At 74.9% G+C, this 17,365-nt stretch carries 17 protein-coding genes and 2 pseudogenes; 4 read left to right on the forward strand and 15 right to left on the reverse strand.

The window, feature by feature from the left end:
- Window positions 1–49: 49 nt before the first annotated feature.
- Window positions 50–1,444 (reverse strand): PHB depolymerase family esterase, encoded by a 1,395-nt coding sequence (locus O7625_RS20240; protein WP_282340617.1) that lies wholly within the window; start codon window positions 1,442–1,444, stop codon window positions 50–52.
- Window positions 1,445–1,720: 276 nt separating this feature from the next.
- On the opposite strand from O7625_RS20240, the gene O7625_RS20245 reads away from it, so the two are divergent.
- The gene (locus O7625_RS20245) at window positions 1,721–2,722 is read left to right on the forward strand and encodes a LacI family DNA-binding transcriptional regulator (protein ID WP_067307795.1); all 1,002 of its coding nucleotides are present in this window, start codon (window positions 1,721–1,723) and stop codon (window positions 2,720–2,722) included.
- 153 nt (window positions 2,723–2,875) lie between these two features.
- Here the strand turns inward: O7625_RS20245 and O7625_RS20250 are convergent, their stop codons facing one another.
- From O7625_RS20250 to O7625_RS20270, 5 genes are all read right to left on the reverse strand, one after another.
- Window positions 2,876–3,445 carry a TetR-like C-terminal domain-containing protein gene (locus tag O7625_RS20250; protein ID WP_282340619.1) on the reverse strand — a complete coding sequence of 190 codons (570 nt, stop codon included), beginning with the start codon at window positions 3,443–3,445 and terminating at the stop codon, window positions 2,876–2,878.
- The gene (locus O7625_RS20255; RefSeq protein WP_282340620.1) at window positions 3,438–4,274 is read right to left on the reverse strand and encodes an alpha/beta hydrolase; all 837 of its coding nucleotides are present in this window, start codon (window positions 4,272–4,274) and stop codon (window positions 3,438–3,440) included. Before O7625_RS20255 ends, O7625_RS20250 begins: the two co-directional genes overlap by 8 nt.
- A 190-nt stretch (window positions 4,275–4,464) precedes the next feature.
- Complete coding sequence (locus O7625_RS20260) at window positions 4,465–4,836, reverse strand: YciI family protein (RefSeq protein ID WP_067307771.1); 372 nt, start codon at window positions 4,834–4,836, stop codon at window positions 4,465–4,467.
- A 135-nt stretch (window positions 4,837–4,971) separates the two neighbouring features.
- Window positions 4,972–6,222, reverse strand: a complete 1,251-nt coding sequence (locus O7625_RS20265) for a DUF6596 domain-containing protein (protein WP_282340623.1) — start codon at window positions 6,220–6,222, stop codon at window positions 4,972–4,974.
- On the reverse strand, window positions 6,219–6,590 hold the full coding sequence (locus O7625_RS20270) for a YciI family protein (RefSeq protein WP_282340624.1): 372 nt from the start codon (window positions 6,588–6,590) through the stop codon (window positions 6,219–6,221). Before O7625_RS20270 ends, O7625_RS20265 begins: the two co-directional genes overlap by 4 nt.
- A gap of 285 nt (window positions 6,591–6,875) precedes the next feature.
- On the opposite strand from O7625_RS20270, the gene O7625_RS20275 reads away from it, so the two are divergent.
- A complete protein-coding gene (locus tag O7625_RS20275) occupies window positions 6,876–7,067 on the forward strand; it encodes a hypothetical protein (RefSeq protein ID WP_282340626.1) in 192 nt (63 codons plus the stop codon).
- A 123-nt stretch (window positions 7,068–7,190) separates the two neighbouring features.
- Here O7625_RS20275 and O7625_RS20280 read toward each other — a convergent pair whose 3' ends face one another.
- The 8 genes from O7625_RS20280 to O7625_RS20315 are packed head-to-tail and all read right to left on the reverse strand — an operon-like array spanning window position 7,191 to window position 13,786.
- Window positions 7,191–7,928 carry a zf-HC2 domain-containing protein gene (locus O7625_RS20280; protein ID WP_282347014.1) on the reverse strand — a complete coding sequence of 246 codons (738 nt, stop codon included), beginning with the start codon at window positions 7,926–7,928 and terminating at the stop codon, window positions 7,191–7,193.
- Between the two features lie 14 nt (window positions 7,929–7,942).
- Entirely contained in the window at window positions 7,943–8,680 is a 738-nt protein-coding gene (locus O7625_RS20285) for a dihydrofolate reductase family protein (RefSeq protein WP_282340628.1), read from the reverse strand.
- A 10-nt stretch (window positions 8,681–8,690) separates the two neighbouring features.
- A complete protein-coding gene (ribA, locus tag O7625_RS20290; RefSeq protein WP_282340630.1) occupies window positions 8,691–9,347 on the reverse strand; it encodes a GTP cyclohydrolase II in 657 nt (218 codons plus the stop codon).
- 12 nt (window positions 9,348–9,359) lie between these two features.
- Window positions 9,360–10,388 carry a lysylphosphatidylglycerol synthase domain-containing protein gene (locus tag O7625_RS20295; protein ID WP_282340632.1) on the reverse strand — a complete coding sequence of 343 codons (1,029 nt, stop codon included), beginning with the start codon at window positions 10,386–10,388 and terminating at the stop codon, window positions 9,360–9,362.
- Between the two features lie 55 nt (window positions 10,389–10,443).
- Window positions 10,444–11,370, reverse strand: coding sequence for a class I SAM-dependent methyltransferase (locus tag O7625_RS20300; RefSeq protein WP_282340634.1), 927 nt, complete (start codon window positions 11,368–11,370; stop codon window positions 10,444–10,446).
- Window positions 11,367–12,401 (reverse strand): glycosyltransferase family 4 protein, encoded by a 1,035-nt coding sequence (locus O7625_RS20305; RefSeq protein WP_282340636.1) that lies wholly within the window; start codon window positions 12,399–12,401, stop codon window positions 11,367–11,369. The genes O7625_RS20300 and O7625_RS20305 overlap by 4 nt, the downstream gene beginning before the upstream one ends.
- Before the next feature lie 3 nt (window positions 12,402–12,404).
- Window positions 12,405–12,803 carry a 6-carboxytetrahydropterin synthase gene (locus O7625_RS20310; protein WP_067306398.1) on the reverse strand — a complete coding sequence of 133 codons (399 nt, stop codon included), beginning with the start codon at window positions 12,801–12,803 and terminating at the stop codon, window positions 12,405–12,407.
- Window positions 12,791–13,786 (reverse strand): zinc-binding alcohol dehydrogenase, encoded by a 996-nt coding sequence (locus O7625_RS20315; protein WP_282340639.1) that lies wholly within the window; start codon window positions 13,784–13,786, stop codon window positions 12,791–12,793. Before O7625_RS20315 ends, O7625_RS20310 begins: the two co-directional genes overlap by 13 nt.
- A 94-nt stretch (window positions 13,787–13,880) precedes the next feature.
- Here O7625_RS20315 and O7625_RS20320 point away from each other — a divergent pair.
- Together O7625_RS20320 and O7625_RS20325 are read left to right on the forward strand one after the other, a co-directional pair.
- Window positions 13,881–14,555 (forward strand): annotated as a pseudogene (locus O7625_RS20320) (CDP-alcohol phosphatidyltransferase family protein); the annotation flags it as partial.
- Between the two features lie 421 nt (window positions 14,556–14,976).
- Window positions 14,977–16,596: pseudogene (locus O7625_RS20325) on the forward strand (sulfatase-like hydrolase/transferase); the annotation flags it as partial.
- Window positions 16,597–16,655: 59 nt separating this feature from the next.
- Here the strand turns inward: O7625_RS20325 and O7625_RS20330 are convergent.
- Window positions 16,656–17,261, reverse strand: a complete 606-nt coding sequence (locus O7625_RS20330; protein WP_067306392.1) for an STAS domain-containing protein — start codon at window positions 17,259–17,261, stop codon at window positions 16,656–16,658.
- Window positions 17,262–17,365 lie beyond the last annotated feature (104 nt).

Genomic DNA, 17,365 nt, shown 5'->3' on the forward strand with positions numbered 1-17,365 from the left:
ACCGGTCCGGGTGACGCACAGCTCTTGATCACCGCCCGGGGGTGTGGTCTCAGACGACGGCGCAGGGGCTGCCGTTGAGGGTGAAGAAGGCCGGCTTCGCGGTGTTGCCGGTGTGGTTGGCCTGGAAACCGATGCTGACCGACGCACCCGGTGCGATCGAGCCGTTGTAGGAGACGTTGGTGGCGGTGACCGCTCCGCTGGTCGGCGAGTAGGTCGCGTTCCAGCCGCCGATGATGGTCTGCCCGGCGGGCAGGGTGAACGCCAGGTTCCAGCCGTTGATCCCGGTGTCCCGGCTGTTGGTGATCGTGATCTCGGTGGTCAGACCGGTGTTCCAGGCGTTGACGGTGTACCCGATCCGGCACTCGGCTCCCGGGCCCGGCGTGGTGGGCGTGGGCGGGAACGGCGTCGGCGGCGTGGTGGTCGGCACCGGCGGGGTGGTCGGAGGCGGCGTGGTGGTGGGCGGCGGGGTGGTCGGGGGCGGGGTGGTCGGCGGGGCCGTGGTGGGGGGCGGGGTGGTGGTCGGCGGGGCGTCCAGACCGAAGAACCGGATCGCCTGCGCCGCGTCGACCGGCAGGTTGTGCGTGACGCCCTGCATGCTGATCGCCTCGACCGGGGCGGTGCCGCCGCTACCGCCGTACCGGGTACGGGTGTAGCCGGCCTGCGGGCTGTCGGTGAAGGTCGGCGTCTGGCTCAGCCCCTGCACGTTGGTCCACTGCTTGACCTCCTCGCCGAAGTTCGGATAGCGCAGGGTCTCGTCGTTGGTGCCGTGCCACAGCTGCATCCGGGGCCGCTTGCCGGTGTACCCGGGGTAGGCGTTGCGGACCAGGTCGCCCCACTGCTGCGCGGTCCTGGTGACCTGCCCGTTGGCGCACTGGCTGTTCCACTCCGAGCCGTCGGTGGTGGCGAAGCAGCCGAACGGCACCCCGGCGAAGGCCGCTCCCGCCGCGAACACGTCCGGGTAGTCGCCGAGCAGCACGTTGGTCATCATCGCCCCGGACGAGGTGCCGGTGGCGAAGATCCGGTTCGGGTCGACGGGGTACCGGCCCCGGACATAGTCGATCATCGACTTGATGCCCACCGGGTCGCTGCCCCCGTCGCGGCGCAGCGCCTGCGGGGAGGAGACGTCGAAGCACTTGCTGCTGCGGGTCACCGACGGGTAGATGACGATGTAGCCGTACCGGTCGGCGAGGGCCGCGTACTGGGTGCCGGAATAGAACGCCGGGCCGCTGCCGGTGCAGTAGTGCACCGCCACCAGCAGGCCCGGCCGGGCCGCGACGGTGTTCGGCACGTACAGGTACATCTGCAGGTTGCTGGGGTTGGCGCCGAAGTTGGTCACCTGGGTCAGCGTCGCCGCCGAGGCCGGGGTGGGGGCGGCGATCGCCGCCAGTGCGGTGAGCGCGGCGGCGACCAGGGCGGTGCCGAGGAGTTTGATCCTGGATCTCATGGACGGGTTCCTCCGGAGGATCGCGGACATGCGACGGTGTCGATCGAGGCTGCCCGGCGCTCGATCGTGTCCGGCTCAGGAACATCCATGAGTATCGTTATCCCCGCGCCGGCTTGGCAAGACGGACCTTTCCACCGGAACTTCCGGGCTGGCGGGGCGGGCCGTGCCGTCGGGGCTCCCGGCTCGGCGGGGCGGGCCGTCCCGCCGGAACTTCCGGTCGCCGACAGGCCTGACCACCGACGACCGGTGGGATCGCGCCGGTGGATAATGGCCCGCATGCGTGGTCCTGCGATGACGGACGTCGCCCGCCTGGCGGGAGTCTCCCACCAGACGGTTTCCCGGGTGCTCAACGACCACCCCAACGTCCGGGAGCAGACCCGGGTCCGGGTCCGTGCGGCGATCGCCGAGCTGGGCTACCGACCGAACCGGGCGGCCCGGGCGCTGGTCACCGGCCGGTCCCAGCTCATCGGCGTGGTCGCCCAGAACAGCACCCTGTACGGCCCGGCGTCGCTGCTGGCGGCCCTGGAGCAGGCCGCCGCGTCGGCCGGCTTCGCGGTCAGCGTGGGCAGTGTCAGCACGCTCGACCGGCGGTCCATCTCCGCCGCCGTGGAGCGGCACCTCGACCACCGGGTCGCCGGCATCGTGGTGATCGCTCCGGTGGCCTCGGCCGACGAGGCGCTCGACCACCTCCCGCACAGTGTGCCGCTGGTCACCGTCGACGGCGACCCGGCCCGGGAGGCGGCGCTGGTCACCGTCGACCAGGCGGCGGGGGCCGGGCTGGCCACCCGGCATCTGTTGGACGCCGGACACCGTACCGTCTGGCACGTTTCCGGCCCGGCGGACTGGTTCGACAGTGCCGGGCGGGTCGAGGGCTGGCGGGCCGCGCTGCGGGCGGCCGGGGCCGAGGTGCCGCCGGTGCTGGCGGCCGACTGGAGCGCGGCATCCGGCTACCGGTGCGGGCAGATGCTGGCCCGGATGCCGGAGGTGACGGCGGTCTTCGCGGCCAACGACCACCTCGCACTGGGGGTGCTACGGGCGTTGAGCGAGCGCGGGCGGCGGGTGCCGGAGGAGATCAGCGTGGTCGGCTTCGACGACGTGCCGGAGGCGGGGTACTTCATCCCGCCGTTGACCACCGTGCGGCCGGACTTCGACGCGGTGGCCCGGGCCGGCCTGGCGATGCTGCTGCGGCAGATCGAGGACGGTCCGGGGACGGTGGAGCGGTTCACCATCGCCCCCACCCTGGTCCACCGGGCCAGCGTCGCCCCCCCACCCTCCTGACCCCCGAACCCAAACTCACCCTCACGCCGCCCGCCCACCCGCGACTCGCGCCGGTGATCAAGAGGTCTGCGTCATGTTGGAGATCAACTATGGCCTGAACCTTTTGGTCAACGGGGGTGGCCCGGGTGGGAAAGTGGCGTCGGTGGGGTGGGGTCATGGGCGTGGCCAGGTTTCGAGGGCGGTCACCACGCTGTCGATCGTGCGGTCGTAGCTGCGTTCGAGATCGGCGGCGAGCCTGAAGGCGCCGGCGGTCTCCAGGCTGACGAAGCCGTGGATCGCGGCGCGCAGGAAACGCGTGGCGTCGATCGCGTCGTCGTCGACGAGGTGGTAACCGGCCAGCACCGTGTAGACCACGTGGAGCGCGCTGGCGCTCGCCCGCTGGTCCTCGGCGTCGTCAGGGTCGGGCGCGCGGATCGTCATCGGGTACTGCATCGGGTTTTCCCGCGCCCAGGCCCGGTAGGCGGCGGCCAGGCTGCGGACCGCGTCGGCACGGGCACGGCCGATGCAGGCCTCGGTCAGGGCCGCCGCCAGCTTCTCCTTCGCCCGCAGCATGATGCCACGGCGGAGCCCGGGTAGGCCGTCGACGTGCTTGTAGAGGGACGGGACGCGGACGCCGAGACTCTCGGCGAGCGCGGCGAGGGTCAGCTCGTCGGTGGGGTGGGCCTCGAGGAGTCGGCTGCCCCGCTCGATGACGACCTCGGTGGTGAGGCCGGCCCTAGGCACCCGGGTGCACCGTGGCGAGGAACCCGAGCACCGCGCGGGTGGTGGGCTCGGGCTGCTGGGCGTGCGGGTAGTGGCCGGCGTCGGGCACCATCACCACCTCGCCGCGCAGCGCCTCGCCGATCCACGCTGCCTCGGCCGCCGGGTCCTTGAAGTCGGGATCCCGGTCACCCATGACGACGAGCACCGGCGTGTCCACCTCGGCCAGTCGTGCCTCGGCCGATGCGTGATCGGCCTGCCGGGCGGTGCGCGAGAAGGCCCTGCCGTAACCGGGCTGGCGGAGCCGGTCGACGACGGCCGCCCGGTAGGCGGCGAAGTCGGCGGGTTTGGCGCCGGCGTAGAGGGAGGGCATGTAGGCCTTCCAGACGGTGGCCACCCACAGCGGCGACGTCATCACGTGGAACAGGCTCCGCATCCCCGGGGGCAGTGTGGGGTTGCGCACGAACGGGCCGACCAGGACGAGACCGGCGATCTGCTCGGGGTGGTCGGCGGCGGCGATGACGCCCGCCCCCGCGGCGAGGGAGTTACCGACCACGACCGCCGGTCGGCCCAGCTCGGTGATCAGCGCGCTGATGTCGGAGGCCGTCTCGGGGTCGCCGTAGGAGGTGAAGGTGGTGTCGCTGTCGCCGTGGCCCCGCAGGTCGGTGGTGACCACGGTGTAACCGGCGGCGACCAGGGCAGGGGCCAGGAAACGGTACGAACTGCGCAGCTCCGCCATACCGGGCACGAGGAGCACGAGCGGTCCACTGCCCTGGACGTCGTACGCGAGGCGACCCTCCTCACGGTGCAGGAAGCGGGTCGTCGACGGGGAGGTGTGCTGGGGTGCGGTCATGCAGCTAGCTTAGCTAGGCAAAAAGCTAATGCCAATAGCTTTCGTGCCCCTTACGGGTGCCCACCGCGAGGGAGGTGGCCTCCCTCGGGCGTCGTAGGCCGGATTACCCCTGGTCGGCGCCGATACGCACGCCGGAGGGAGGGGCCGGCGGCACCGCGCGGTGCCACCGGCCCGTCGCCGCTGCGGGTCCTCAGCTGTCGGGGCGGCCGGCGTCCCGCACCGGACGGACCTCGACCAGGCCGAAGCGCGCCTCGGGGATTCGGGCGGCCTGCCCGACCGCCCGCGCGATGCTGTCGCACTCGACGAGGTAGATGCCGGCGAGGTACGGCTCGGCACCGGGGAACGGGCCGTCGGCGGTCGCCGTCCGACCGTCGCTGACCAGCACCCTCTTGGCCTGACCCGGGTCGGCGAGCGCCTCGGCGACGATCAGCTCGCCCGACGCGGTGAGATCCTCCACCAGCGCGGTGTGCGCCCGGACGCCCGCCTCGCGTTCCGGGTCGGACATGTCCTGCCAGGCGTCCCGCGCCTGCTGGTCGTGACTGATCATGATCAGGTACTTCATGGTGGCCTCCCGAAGGCTCGACGACGTTCACCCGGATGTCGAGACCACCGGGCCGGCTTCGACATCCGGCTGCACCATCGACGCCGGGCCGATGCGCCCCGGCGGAACGGCCCGGCCCCCGAGCGGGGGAGGGGATCAGGCCGCGCCGCCGGAGGGAAGGCGACGGTGATCGGGTTGCCGGGCCGCGCGCATACGCAGGAACTGCTGCTCCGGCACGCTGAGCGTCGCCTGGGCGGCCAGCAGGTAGCACCGCCGGGCCGCCGTCCGGTCGCCGAGCAGGTCGAGCAGGTGCGCCCGGACGACCTGCGTACGGTGGTTGCCCGCGAGCCCGGGGTCGGCCTGGGCGGCGGTCAGCTCCGCGAGCGCGACCTGCGGCCCGTCCACCATGGCGAGCACGACGATCCGGTTGAGCGTGACCATCGGGCCGGGCGCGAGGTGCCGCAGCAGGTTGTAGAGGCCGAGGAGCTGCGGCCAGTCGGTGTCCTCCGCCCGGGGCGCCTCGTCGTGCACCGCCGCGATAGCGGCCTGTAGCTGGTACGGCCCCACCGGCGCGTCCGTCAGGGTACGGGTGATCAGCGCGACGCCCTCGGCGATGGCCGACCGGTCCCACCGGGACCGGTCCTGCTCGGCCAGCGCGACGAGCGACCCGTCCGGCCGGGTCCGCGCCGGCCGACGGGCGTCGGTGAGCAGCATCAGTGCCAGCAGGCCGGTGACCTCAGGGTCGTCGGGTAGTTGCCGGTGCAGCTGCCGGGTCAGCCGGATCGCCTCGGTGGTGAGTTCGACCCGGGTCAGTGCCGGCCCCGAGCTGGCCGTGTGGCCCTCGTTGAAGATCAGGTAGAGCACCTCCAGCACGGCGGCCACCCGCGCCGGGCGGTCCCCGGCGCTGGGCAGCCGGAACTCGACGCCACCGGCCCGGATCCGCTGCTTGGCCCGGCTGATCCGTTGCGCGACCGTCGACTCGGGCACCAGGAAGGCGCGGGCGATCTCGGCGGTGCTCAGGCCGCCGACCGCCCGCAGGGTGAGCGCCACCTGGGAGCCCCGGCTCAGCGCCGGATGGCAGCAGAGCAGCAGCACCGTCAGCGTGTCGTCCACCGCGGAGACCGGCGCCGACCCCGGCGTGGTCAGGGCGGCCACCGTACGCTCCCGGCGTCGGCGGGCGGCGTCGGTGCGCCAGGACTCCGTCCAGCGGCGGGCGGCGACCGTGGTCAGCCAGCCCCGGGGGTTCGCCGGCAGCCCCTCCCGCGGCCACTGCACCGCCGCCGCCAGCAGGGCCTCCTGCACGGCGTCCTCGCAGGTGTCGACGCTGCCGTACCGGCGTATCAGGGTGGCGAGCACCTGCGGCGCGTGGGCGCGCAACAGGTCCTCGACGGCCGGCGTGCCGGTCACGCGTCCGGTCGCCCGTCGCCGCGTACCGGCCGCACCTCGACCAGGCCGAACCGCGCCTCGGGCACCCGGGCGGCGTACGCCACCGCCTGCCCGATGCTGTCGCACTCCACCAGGTAGAAGCCGGCGAGATACTCCTTCACCTCGGGAAAAGGGCCGTCGGTGGCGATCGTGCGGCCCCGGTCGACCCGCACCCGGCGGGCCGTGCCCGGGTCGGCCAACGCCTCGGCGGCACGCAGCGCACCGGCGCCGGCCAGCTCCTCGAGCAGGGCGGTGTGGGCCTGGACGCCCTGCTGCCGTTCGGCGTCGGACAGCCCCTGCCACACCTCACGGGACTGTTCGTTGTGGCTGATCAGGATCAGATACTTCACCGCACCTCCAGAGGTCACGGTGATTGTCCCAGCACCGCAGGGGCGGGGGTGCCCGGTCGACTCCCGTCCGTCCGGGCACTCCTGCCGCCCTGCCGGCCGGTGCCCCGACGGTCCTGGTCCGAGGGGCGATGTCGGAAGTGCGATACCTGTCCGCCGGCCGTCGCCGTACGACGACTCGGCCGTTGACCTGGGCAACGACGAAGGTGCGTCCGGCCCGGGGGCCGGGTGCCGCGACGAGGGTACGTCCGGCCCGGGGCCGGGTGCCGCGACGGGAGGTGTCCCGACATGGGGGACGCGACGACCGACAGCACCGACGAGACACCCCGGTCCGGCCCTCGCCGCCCCGGCGGACGCCGGCCGGCCGACACGGTACGGGCACCCTCCGCCCTCGACGCCTGGGGACGGGCCAACCGGCGCGGACAGTGCGACTGGTCGGAGCCGGACGCCGAGCCGCACCTCATCCGTGGCCTGGACTGAACCGCCCCGCGCGGGCCGGCAGCGCAGGGCGTCCCGCCCCGGGTGCGGGCGGGACCGGTGACCCCGGGAGGCGGCAGCGGGAGGGTCGTCGCGGGCGGGACCGGTGGCCCCGGGAGGGTGGTTTCAGGCCGCCCGGCGGTGGCGGGCCTGCGCGCCGTACGGCTGGGCCGCCATCCGGCGCGGCTCGTCGACCTCGTCGAGCCGCAGCCGCCACCGGGACCGGCCGGTGCGCCGGCCGTGCGGTGGGCCGGCCGGACGTGGACCGAGCCGGAACAGCAGCACGGTGATCAGGTAGCCGCCGACCAGGAACCCGTGGCTGACCAGCCGGGGCACCGCCACCTGCGCGGTGACCAGGTCGTTGACCGAGAGCAGGACCAGGGTGGCGACGAAGGCGCTGAGCATCGGCAACAACCCGGCCGGCGGGGTGCGGCGCAGCGCGACGAAGAGGAAGCCGGCGCCCACCGCCACGTTCCACGCCGCCGACTCGTGCCACAGGTGCTGCCCGGTCGGGTGTAGATGGTCGGCGTTGACCCCCTGGCCCACCTGGGCCAGGCCGAGGGCGAGCTGGACCGCGCCGAGCAGCCCCAGGGTCACCCGTAGGCCGTTGGTCAGCCCGCCGCGCCACCGGCCGGCGAGCGGTCGGCGGGGCAGCGGCACGGTGGCGAGGATCGTGTCGGTCAGGTCGGGCACCGCCGTCACCACCCGGGTACGGGCCCGTCGGGTCACCCCTGCGGCGACCTCGTGCCACGCCCGGCAGTCCGCGCAGCCCTCCAGGTGGGCCTGGACGGCCGTCCGCTCCTCGGCGGTCTCCTCCCCGTCGAGCTGGGCCGACAGGATCTCCCGCCACGATTCGCACCGCATCCGGCGATTGTCGCTCATCCGGGTCGCCCGTCGGCGCAACGCTCCGACAGGGCGTAGCGCACCAGCACCACGTCGCCGATCTGGCGTACCTCGGCGATCCTGGCCCGGCGGCCCGGGTGCCACGGGAACGCCCCGTCGCCGACGAACCGGGGTGCCCGCCGGTCCCCGACGAAGAACGGGGCGACCACCAGGTGCAGCTCGTCGGCGAGACCGGCGGTGAGGAACTGGGCGTGCACCGACGCGCCACCCTCCACCATCAGCCGGCCCACCCCGCGCGCGGCGAGGTCCGCCAGGGCCCGGGCCGGGTCCAGCGGGTCACCCGCGTCGACCACGGTGGCCAGCCCGGCGAGCAGTTCGGTGGTCTTGTCCACCGCCGCGGTGGCGCAGTAGACGATCTTGTCGGCATCGCCGACGGTGAAGAACCGGGCCGTCGGGTCGAGCAGTCCCCGGGCGGTCAGGGTCACCTTCACCGGCGACGGTGGCAACCCGGCGGCCTGCCGGGCGGCCCGCAGCGGTGCCGACCGGACCACCAGCCGGGGATCGTCGGCCCGGATCGTGCCCGCGCCCACCAGGATCGCGTCGCAGCCGGCCCGCACGGCGTCGATGCGGTCCATGTCCTCCGCGTTGGACAGCAGCAGCCGCTGCTCGGTGGCGTCGTCGATGTACCCGTCGATCGAGGTGGCGCAGCTGAGCAGCACGTACGGCCGCCCGGTCGACGCCGGGACGGCGGTGTCCGCCGTCCCGACCGGCACGACACCCATCTCAGTTCAACGACGGCAGGTCGACGGCCCGGCCCGCGGCCCGGCTCGCCTTCGCCGCCAGGTAGTCGGCGTTGGCGGGGGACAGGAACACCCCGGTCGGCACCACCTCGGCCACCGTCACCCCCAGCCGGGTCAACTGCTCGGCCTTGTCCGGGTTGCTGCTCAACAGCACCAGCTCCGGCACCCCCAGCACCGCCAGCATCTGCGCGGCGGCCCGGTAGTCGCGCTCGTCCTCGTCGTGCCCGAGCGCCACGTTGGCCTGGTAGGTGTCCAGCCCGGCGTCCTGCAGGGCGTACGCGTCCAGCTTGGGGTAGAGGCCGATCCCGCGCCCCTCCTGGCGCAGGTAGAGCAGGAACCCGCCCGCCTCGGTGATCCGCTGGACCGCCTCGCGCAGCTGCGGCCCGCAGTCGCAGCGCTGGCTGCCGAAGACGTCCCCGGTCAGGCACTCGCTGTGCGGGCGGACCAGTGGCGCGGTCCCGCCCGCCGCGTGCCGGCGCAGGGCACCCGCCCAGTCGCCCAGCCCGAACGCCAGGTGCTCCCGACCGTCGACCAGCCCGTCGAACGAGAAGACCCGGGCCGTGGTGGCGTACCCGTCGGGAAACCGCAGCGGCACCGTGACCTGTGTCCGGACCGTCGCTGTCGGCAGTGCTTCGTACATGTGTCTCCTCCGTCAGGCGCTGCCGGCCAGCCCGGCAGCGGGTACCGGTGAGGAACCACCCTGGGTTCCCACCGTACGGTCACCCGCCCGTCCGCGCAGCGCGGACGGGCGACCCCGCAGCACCAGCACGGCGGCCCCCGGCAGCGCGGCGACCAGCACCAGCGCCCCGTACACCAGGGCGGTCGCCACGCCCTCGGCCGCGCCCAGCCCGGCGGCCCCGAACGCCCACGCGGCGACGCCCTCGCGCGGGCCGAAACCCGCCACGTTGGCGGGCAGCGCCATCGCCAGCAGCGCCAGCAGGGTCAGCGGCACCAGCACCGTCAGCGACGCGGTGACCCCGGCCACCCGGGCCGCCAGCACGAACGTCGCCAGATGGCAGCCGACCACCACCGTCGAGGCGAGCAGCACCCCCGGCCCGGTGCGCCGGCCGAGCAGCCCGGCCCGCACGTCGGCGGCGGCGGCCCGCACCGCGCGGGCCCGCCGCGACGGCCCCGACCGGGGTAGCGCCCGGACCAGCACCGCCAGCACCAGGCCGACCACCGCCGCCACCGCGACCGCCACCGGCAGGTACGGCCGCACCGGCGACGGTAGCGCGAGTAGCAGCGCCGCGGCCAACACCACCTGGACCAGCTGCCCGGCGGTCCGTTCCCAGACCACCGCCCGCACGGCCCGGCCCAGGTCACCGGCCTCCCGACCGTGCCGCACCGCCCGGTGCACGTCGCCGAGCACCCCGCCGGGCAGCGTCGCGTTGAGGAAGACCGCCCGGTAGCAGTCGGCCACCGCCGTGCCCAGCGGCAGCCGGATGCCGAGCCCGCCGGCGACCAACCGCCACCGCCACGCGCAGCCGACCGTGGCCAGCGCGCCCAGGGCCAGCGCGCCCAGCACCGCCGGGGCGTCGATCCGGCGCAGTCCGGCCAGGGCCGGACCGGTGCCCAGCCACCACAGCAGCGCGCCGACCAGGGCCACCCCGCCCAGGTTGCTCAGCCAGGCCCAGGCGGTACGGGCGCGGGCGGGTGACGTGCCGGTGGCGTCGGGTGACACGCGGTTCCTCCTCCGGAGATCCTGTCCCTTCTCACGTACCGGCCGGCGAATCGGTTCATTCCACCCCGGCGAGGAGGTCGTCGTGGCCGACGGTGACGGTGAGCCGACCGGCCACCGCCTCGGCCCGCCGCCACCGGGCGTACCCGGCCGTCCGGTCGGTCAGGTCGGGGCGCTGGGCGACGGCCGCCTCCAGCCAGCCGTCGAACCACTCCACGATCAGTTCCGCCCGCTGCGGCCCGAGCCGCCACGGGGTCGACCGCACGGTCACCGGCATCCCGTGCCGGGCGAACTCGGCGACGGTCACCCCGGCGGCGTCCGGGCCGAGCAGCGTCCGGCCGTCGACGGTACGCCGCTGGTGGGCGTCGAAGGCGGCGGCGACCTCGGCGTCCAGCGGGTCGGCGGGGTCGAACCGGACCCGACCGACCACGGAGAGCACGAACAGGCTGGGGCAGCCGACGCCCGCGCAGGCGGCCACGATCCGGGCGATCTCGTCGGCGGTGAGCATGTCCAGCAGCGCCGACGCGGTGACCAGGTCCGCGTCGGCCAGGTCGGCGGGGGTCAGCCGGGTGATGTCGCCCTGCCGGGTGGTCACCTCGACCGGGCTGCCGTCGGCGGCCACCGGCACCGCCGCGCCGGCCCGCTCCAGCAGCCCCGGATCCCGGTCGTGCAGCACCCAGCGCTGCGGGCCGGGCAGCAGCGGGGCCAGCCAGCGCAGCATCGACCCGGTGCCGCTGCCCAGGTCGTGCACCACCCACGGCCGGTCCCCGCGCAGCGACGTGACCGATCCGCCGCCGGCCATCAGCATCCCGGGCTCGCCCTCACCGGCCGGCGACCGGTCCGGCGCACCGGCACCGGCGGCCGGTCCGGTGCCGGTGAGCCGGGCGCGGAGCAGGTCGACCAGCTCCCCGCTGCGGGCGTCGGCGTCGGCGGGTTCCCGCAGCCGCAGCCAGTCGGCGAACGGTTCGGTGGCGTACGCGGTCATGTCCTCACTCCGTCCAGCACCTGGGAGATGATCGTCACGGTGGCCGGCCAGCCCGGCAGGGCGGCCCGCCGGCCCCGGGCCGCGTGGCGCAGCCGGTCCCGCAGGTCGGCCGAGTGCAGCCAGCGGCGCAGCGCCCCGGCCAGCGCCACCGGGTCGTCCGGCGGCACCAGCACCCCCGGCGCGGCACCGTCGCCGGCCCGGCCCAGCGCCTCGGGCACCCCGCCGACCGTGCTGCCCAGCACCGGCAGCCCCCGGGCCAGGGCCTCGACCACCACCATCCCGTACGTCTCGGCCCGCGACGGCAGGACCAGCAGATCCGCCCCCGCGTACGCCGCGTCCAGCGCCGGCCCGGTCACCGGTCCGTGCCAGCGCACCCGCCCGGCCAGCCCCTCCCGGTCCGCCCGCATGCGCAGCCCGGCCACGAAGGCCGGGTCACGGTCCAGCGCGCCCACGCAGTCCAGCGTCCACGGCCGGTCGACCAGCCCGGTCAACGCGTCGAGCAGCACGTCGTGCCCCTTGACCGGGGTGACCGCCGCGACGCAGAGCAGCGCGGTGCCGGCGGCCGTGCCGGGGGCGACGTCGGCCGGGTCGACCCCCGGGGTGGCCACCGTCACCCGGGCCGGGTCGATCCGGTGCCGGGCCAGCAGCAGCTCCCGGGTCCAGCCGCTGGTGGTGACGAGCGCGTCGGCCGCCGGCAGGGCGCGGGCCTCGGCCTCGTCGTCCAGCGGCATGTGCACCAGCAGCACCTGACGCAGCCGACCGGCCTGTGCCGCCAGCAGCTCCGGCACGGTCGAGGCGACCAGCCCGTCGTAGAGCACCAGCGTGCCGTCCGGCAGGGCCGTCAGCACCCCGGCCAGCCGCGCCCGCGCCGCCTCGTCGGGGTGCGGCCAGTCCCCGGGTACGCCGTGCTCGTGCACCGTCCAGCCGGCCACCCCGAGCCCGGCGCAGACCCGCCGGTCGTACGCGTTGCCGCCGCTGGGCGTGGCCGGGTCGTCGATGTCCCCCGGCAGGACGACGTGCACCGCCGGCACGGGCTACAACGACCGCTCGTAGCTGGCCCAGGCGATGTGCGACTCGTGCAGGGTGACCGTGATCCCGGACAGCTCCCGGGCGCCCGTGCCCAGGCCACCGGCGTGCACCCGGTCGGCGAGCCGGTCGGCGATGGCCCGGCACAGCACCTCGGTGGTGGTGTTCTGCCCGGCGAACGCCGGCTCGTCGTCCAGGTTCCGGTACGTCAGGTCGGCCAGCACCGCCTTCAGCTCGTCGATCGCCCGGCCGATGTCCACCACGATGCCGTCGTCGTCCAGCTCCGGACGGCGGAAGGTGGCGTCGACGACGAAGGTCGCCCCGTGCAGCTTCTGCGCCGGCCCGAACACCTCGCCCCGGAAGCTGTGCGCGATCATGATGTGGTCCCGTACGGTCACGCTGAACACGGTGTCTCCTCGTCGTAGGTGATCAGATGGCACAGCGCGGGCAGTTCCCCCGAGGCCAGCCGGCCGAGCACGTCGGGCAGCTCGGCGAAGCGGGACCGCCCGGTCAGCAGCGTGTCGAACACCGGGTCGGCGAGCAGCTCCAGGGCGAGCGCCAGCCGGTCGCCGAAGTTCCGCCGCGACGCCCGCGCCGGGGAGACCGTGCCGACCTGGCTGCTGCGGACGGTCAACCGGCCGGCATGGAACGCCCCGCCCAGTGACAGTTCGACCGGCCGGTCGCCGTACCAGCTCAGCTCGACCACGGTGCCCTCCGGGGCGAGCAGGTCCAGGCTGCGTTGCAACCCGGCGGCGGTGGCGCTGGCGTGCACCACCAGGTCCCGCCCGCCGGTCGCCGCTTCGGGCGGGGTGAAGTCGACCCCCAGCGCCGAGGCGACCGCCGCCCGCGCCGGGTCGGTGTCGACCAGCTCGACCCGGACCCCGGGGAAGCGGGCCAGCAGGGCCGCCACGCTGCACCCCACCATCCCGCCGCCGACCACGCTGACCCGGTCGCCGACCAGCGGCGCGGCGTCCCACAGCGCGTTGACCGCCGTCTCCACCGTGCCGGCCAGCACCGCGCGGGCCGCCGGCACGCCGTCGGGCACCGGGGTCACCGCCGACGCCGGCACCACGTACGCGCTCTGGTGCGGGTGCAGGCAGAACACCGTGCGGCCGCGCAACGCCGCCGGACCGGCCTCGACCACCCCGACGCTGAGGTAGCCGTACTTGACCGGGGCGGGAAAGTCGCCCTCCTGGAACGGGGCGCGCATCGCGGTGTACTGGCTCGGTGGCACACTGCCGGTGAAGACCAGCGTCTCGGTGCCGCGGCTGACGCCGGAGTAGCGGCTGCGGACCAGCACCTCGTCGGGGCCGGGCGTGGGCAGGGTGACCGGCCTCAGCTCACCGACCCCGGGAGCACGGAGCCAGAAGGCCTGGGCGTCGCGGATCACGCGGTTTTCTCCTCATCTGCCGGCGGAACCGAACGAATCGGCGGCGTCCTGCGTACCCATTACCGAGGTCGTCGATCATAAACACGGAGGCAGGGTGTCCAGGGTTCGAACCGGTCCGGTGCTCGGCCTGACCGTACAGACCGTCCTGCTGGCCGGGCTGGCCGCGACCGTCGGGCTCGACGTCGCCGGCTGGCTGGCCGGCCTCGGGTACGGCGTGGTCACCTGCGTCGCGCTGCGGCGCGGTCTGCGCCGTGGCGGTGCCGACCGGCTCGGGCCGGCGGACCGGGTGACGCTGGCCCGGGGGGTGCTCGTCGGCGGGGTGACCGCCCTGGTCGTGACCGGCCTGGACGGCGCGACCCCGCTGGGGGTGCTGGTGCCGATGACCGCGGTGGCACTGGCCCTGGACGCGGTGGACGGCTGGGTGGCCCGGCGCACCGGCACGGTCAGCGCGCTCGGCGCCCGGTTCGACATGGAGGTCGACGCGTTCCTCATCCTGGTGCTCAGCGTCCAGGTGGCCCCCGCGGTGGGGCCGTGGGTGCTCGCCATCGGCGGCCTGCGGTACGCCTTCGTCGCCGCCGGCCGGCTGCTGCCCTGGCTGCGGGGGTCGTTGCCGCCGCGCTTCTGGCGCAAGGTGGTCGCCGCCGCGCAGGGCGTGCTGCTGCTCGTCGTCGCCGCGGACCTGCTGGCCCGGCCGGCGGCCGCCGTGCTGGCCGCGGTGGCGTTGGCGCTGCTGGTCGAGTCGTTCGGGCACGACGTGGGCTGGCTCTGGTGGCACCGACCCGCCCGGGTCGCCCGCACCGCCGCCCCGACGACCGCCAGCCCGCTGTCCCTGCCCCGGGGGCCGTCGGTCGCGGCGCTGCCGTCCGTACCATCGCTGCGGCCCCGGGTCGACGCCATCGCCGACCGTCCGTTCGCCGCCCACCAGCCGGTCTGAGTCGGACCGCCGACCCGGCCGCGGGCCGGGACCTGCCCAGGAAGGACCATTCGGAGTGTCGTTGTTGTCACGTCTGCGTCGGCCGAGCACGGTAGCCGGGAATCCCGCCACCGGGACCGACCGACCCACTCCGACAACCGAGCCGACCGCCTCGGCCGAGCCCATCGTGTCCGCCGAGCCCACCGCCTCGGCTGAGCCCACCGTGTCGGCCGAGCCCACCGCGTCGGCCGAGCCCATCGTGCCGGTGGCGCGTGGGCGGCGGGCCGCCGCCCGGGTGACCACCGGGCTGGCCGTGCTGCTGGTCCTGGTCGTGCTGACCGCGCCGGACCGGTACGACCAGCTCACCCCGACGGCGTTCCTCGGGGTGCCGATCGAGGGGCTGGTCGCCGCCGGCCTGCTGCTGGCGCTGCCCGGTCGGGCACGGCGGCTGGTCGCGGTGCCGGTCGGGGTGGCGCTGGGGCTGGTCGCCATCGTCAAGGTGCTCGACCTGGGCATGTCGGCCAGCCTGGCCCGCCCGTTCGACCTGGTCGTCGACTGGGTGCTGCTGGACGACGGGTACGCCTTCGTCACCGACGCGGTGGGCGGCGGCGGTGCGCTCGCCGCCGCCGTCGGCCTGGTCGCCCTGGTGGTCGCGTTGCTGGTGCTCACCGTCCGGTCGGTGCAGCGGCTGACCCGGGCGGCGACCGGGCACCGCCGGGCCGCCGTCCGGGTGGTCGCCGGGCTGACCGCGCTCTGGGTGGCCGCCGCGACCCTCGGCGTGCCGGTCGCCGACTCCGGCACCGCCATCCTGGTCGGGCAGCATGTCGGGCAGGTCGGCGCGGGGCTGCGGGACCGGCGGGAGTTCGCCGGCCAGGTCGCCCGGGACGCCTACCGGGACACCCCGGGTGACCAGTTGCTCACCGCGCTGCGCGGCAAGGACGTGGTGCTGGCCTTCGTGGAGAGCTACGGCCGGGACGCGGTCGAGGACCCGGAGTTCGCCGGGCAGGTCGGCGCGGTGCTCGACGGCGGCACCCGGCGGCTGGCCGCCGCCGGCTTCACCGCCCGCAGCGGCTTCCTGACCTCGCCCACCGCCGGTGGCGGAAGCTGGCTGGCCCACGACACGCTGCTGTCCGGGCTGTGGATCGACAACCAGCAGCGGCACGACAGCCTGCTGGCCAGCGACCGGTTCACCCTCAACAGGGCGTTCCAGCGGGCCGGCTGGGACACCGTCGGGGTGATGCCGGCGGCCACCTCGCCCTGGCCGGAGGGGGCCTTCTTCGGCTACGACCGCTACCACGACGCGGCCGGGCTGGAATACCGGGGGCCGCAGTTCAGCTATGCGCCGATGCCCGACCAGTACACCCTGTCCACCTTCCAGCGTCGGGAGCGGGCCACCCCGGACCGCGCGCCGATCATGGCGGAGATCCCGCTGATCTCCAGCCACTCACCGTGGGCGGCGATCCCCCGGATGCTCGACTGGGACCACGTCGGGGACGGCTCGATCTACCGCCGCCCGACGTCGGTGGCGTTCAACCCCAAGGACGTGGTGGGGCGGAGCACCACCGAGGTACGCACCGGTTACCGCCGGGCCATCGAATACTCGTTGAACAGCCTGATCTCCTACGTCCAGACCTACGGCGACGACGACCTAGTGCTGGTCTTCCTCGGCGACCACCAACCGTCCCCGCTGGTCACCGGCCCGAACGCCAGCCGGGACGTGCCGATCACCGTGGTCGCCCGCGATCCGGCGGTGCTGGCCCGGGTGGCCGGTTGGGGCTGGCAGGAGGGCCTGCGCCCCGGCCCGGACGCGCCGGTGTGGCGGATGGACACCTTCCGGGACCGGTTCCTCGACACGTTCGGCCCCCAGCCGCCGGCCCACGTGGCGGCCCCGCGCTGACACCCCCGTGACGCGGGACGCCCGGCGGAACCGGGCCCCGTCGGGCCGCAGCCCCGGCATCACCGTGCCGTGCTCCTGACCGGGGAGCGGTCGGACCCGGCGGACCGGGACCAGTCCACCGCGTCCCGGCGGGTGTCGAAGACCGGGAAGACCCGGTCCAGCCGCATGGTGTGCAGCACGGTGCGGACGAACCGGGACGGCCCGGCAAGGCTGAGCCGCCGGCCGCGGTGCCGGGCCTCCTGCCGGGCCCGGACCAGCACCCCGAGCGCGGTGGAGTCGATCAGGTGCACCCGGACCAGGTCGACCACCACGTGCCGGTCGGCGTCGACCGCCTCCGCCAGTACCCCGTGCAGGTCGTCGCCGGTGGCGATGTCCAGGTCCCCGGCGGCGGTGACGATCGCCACCTCGTCCAGGTGCTCGACGCCGAGCACACCGAGCGGGTCGGCGCGGCGCGGCGCGCGGGCCTGCGGCGCCGGTGCCGGCAGGAGTTCGCAGCGGGGGCAGCGGTGCGGGCCGGTGGCGAACGGGGAACCGGTCCAGCCCTGCTCGGCGACGAACGTCCAGACCACCTCGGCGTCGGGCAGGACGCAGGCCGGGCCGCTCGCCACCGTCCCGCAGCTGTCGCAGATCAGCGTCATCAGCGGGTCGTCCGGTACGACGGTCATCGGTCTCCTCCTTGAAGGGTCGACGTCGGTGGCCCGGTGGTCATGACCCGGCGCGGTGGTCGACCGGATACCCCGCGCGCCGGGTCACGACCGGATCGGGTGGG

Origin of the sequence: Micromonospora sp. WMMD714 (genome assembly GCF_029581315.1) — a bacterium.
In the GTDB taxonomy this organism is placed as follows: domain Bacteria; phylum Actinomycetota; class Actinomycetes; order Mycobacteriales; family Micromonosporaceae; genus Micromonospora; species Micromonospora rifamycinica.

Coding starts and splice junctions, on each gene's coding strand:
- O7625_RS20240 (WP_282340617.1), bottom strand. CDS start 1,444: ATGAGATCCAGGATCAAACTCCTCGGCACCGCCCTGGTCGCCGCCGCG.
- O7625_RS20245 (WP_067307795.1), top strand. CDS start 1,721: ATGCGTGGTCCTGCGATGACGGACGTCGCCCGCCTGGCGGGAGTCTCC.
- O7625_RS20255 (WP_282340620.1), bottom strand. CDS start 4,274: ATGACCGCACCCCAGCACACCTCCCCGTCGACGACCCGCTTCCTGCAC.
- O7625_RS20260 (WP_067307771.1), bottom strand. CDS start 4,836: ATGAAGTACCTGATCATGATCAGTCACGACCAGCAGGCGCGGGACGCC.
- O7625_RS20275 (WP_282340626.1), top strand. CDS start 6,876: ATGGGGGACGCGACGACCGACAGCACCGACGAGACACCCCGGTCCGGC.
- O7625_RS20280 (WP_282347014.1), bottom strand. CDS start 7,928: ATGCGGTGCGAATCGTGGCGGGAGATCCTGTCGGCCCAGCTCGACGGG.
- ribA (WP_282340630.1), bottom strand. CDS start 9,347: ATGTACGAAGCACTGCCGACAGCGACGGTCCGGACACAGGTCACGGTG.
- O7625_RS20300 (WP_282340634.1), bottom strand. CDS start 11,370: ATGACCGCGTACGCCACCGAACCGTTCGCCGACTGGCTGCGGCTGCGG.
- O7625_RS20330 (WP_067306392.1), bottom strand. CDS start 17,261: ATGACCGTCGTACCGGACGACCCGCTGATGACGCTGATCTGCGACAGC.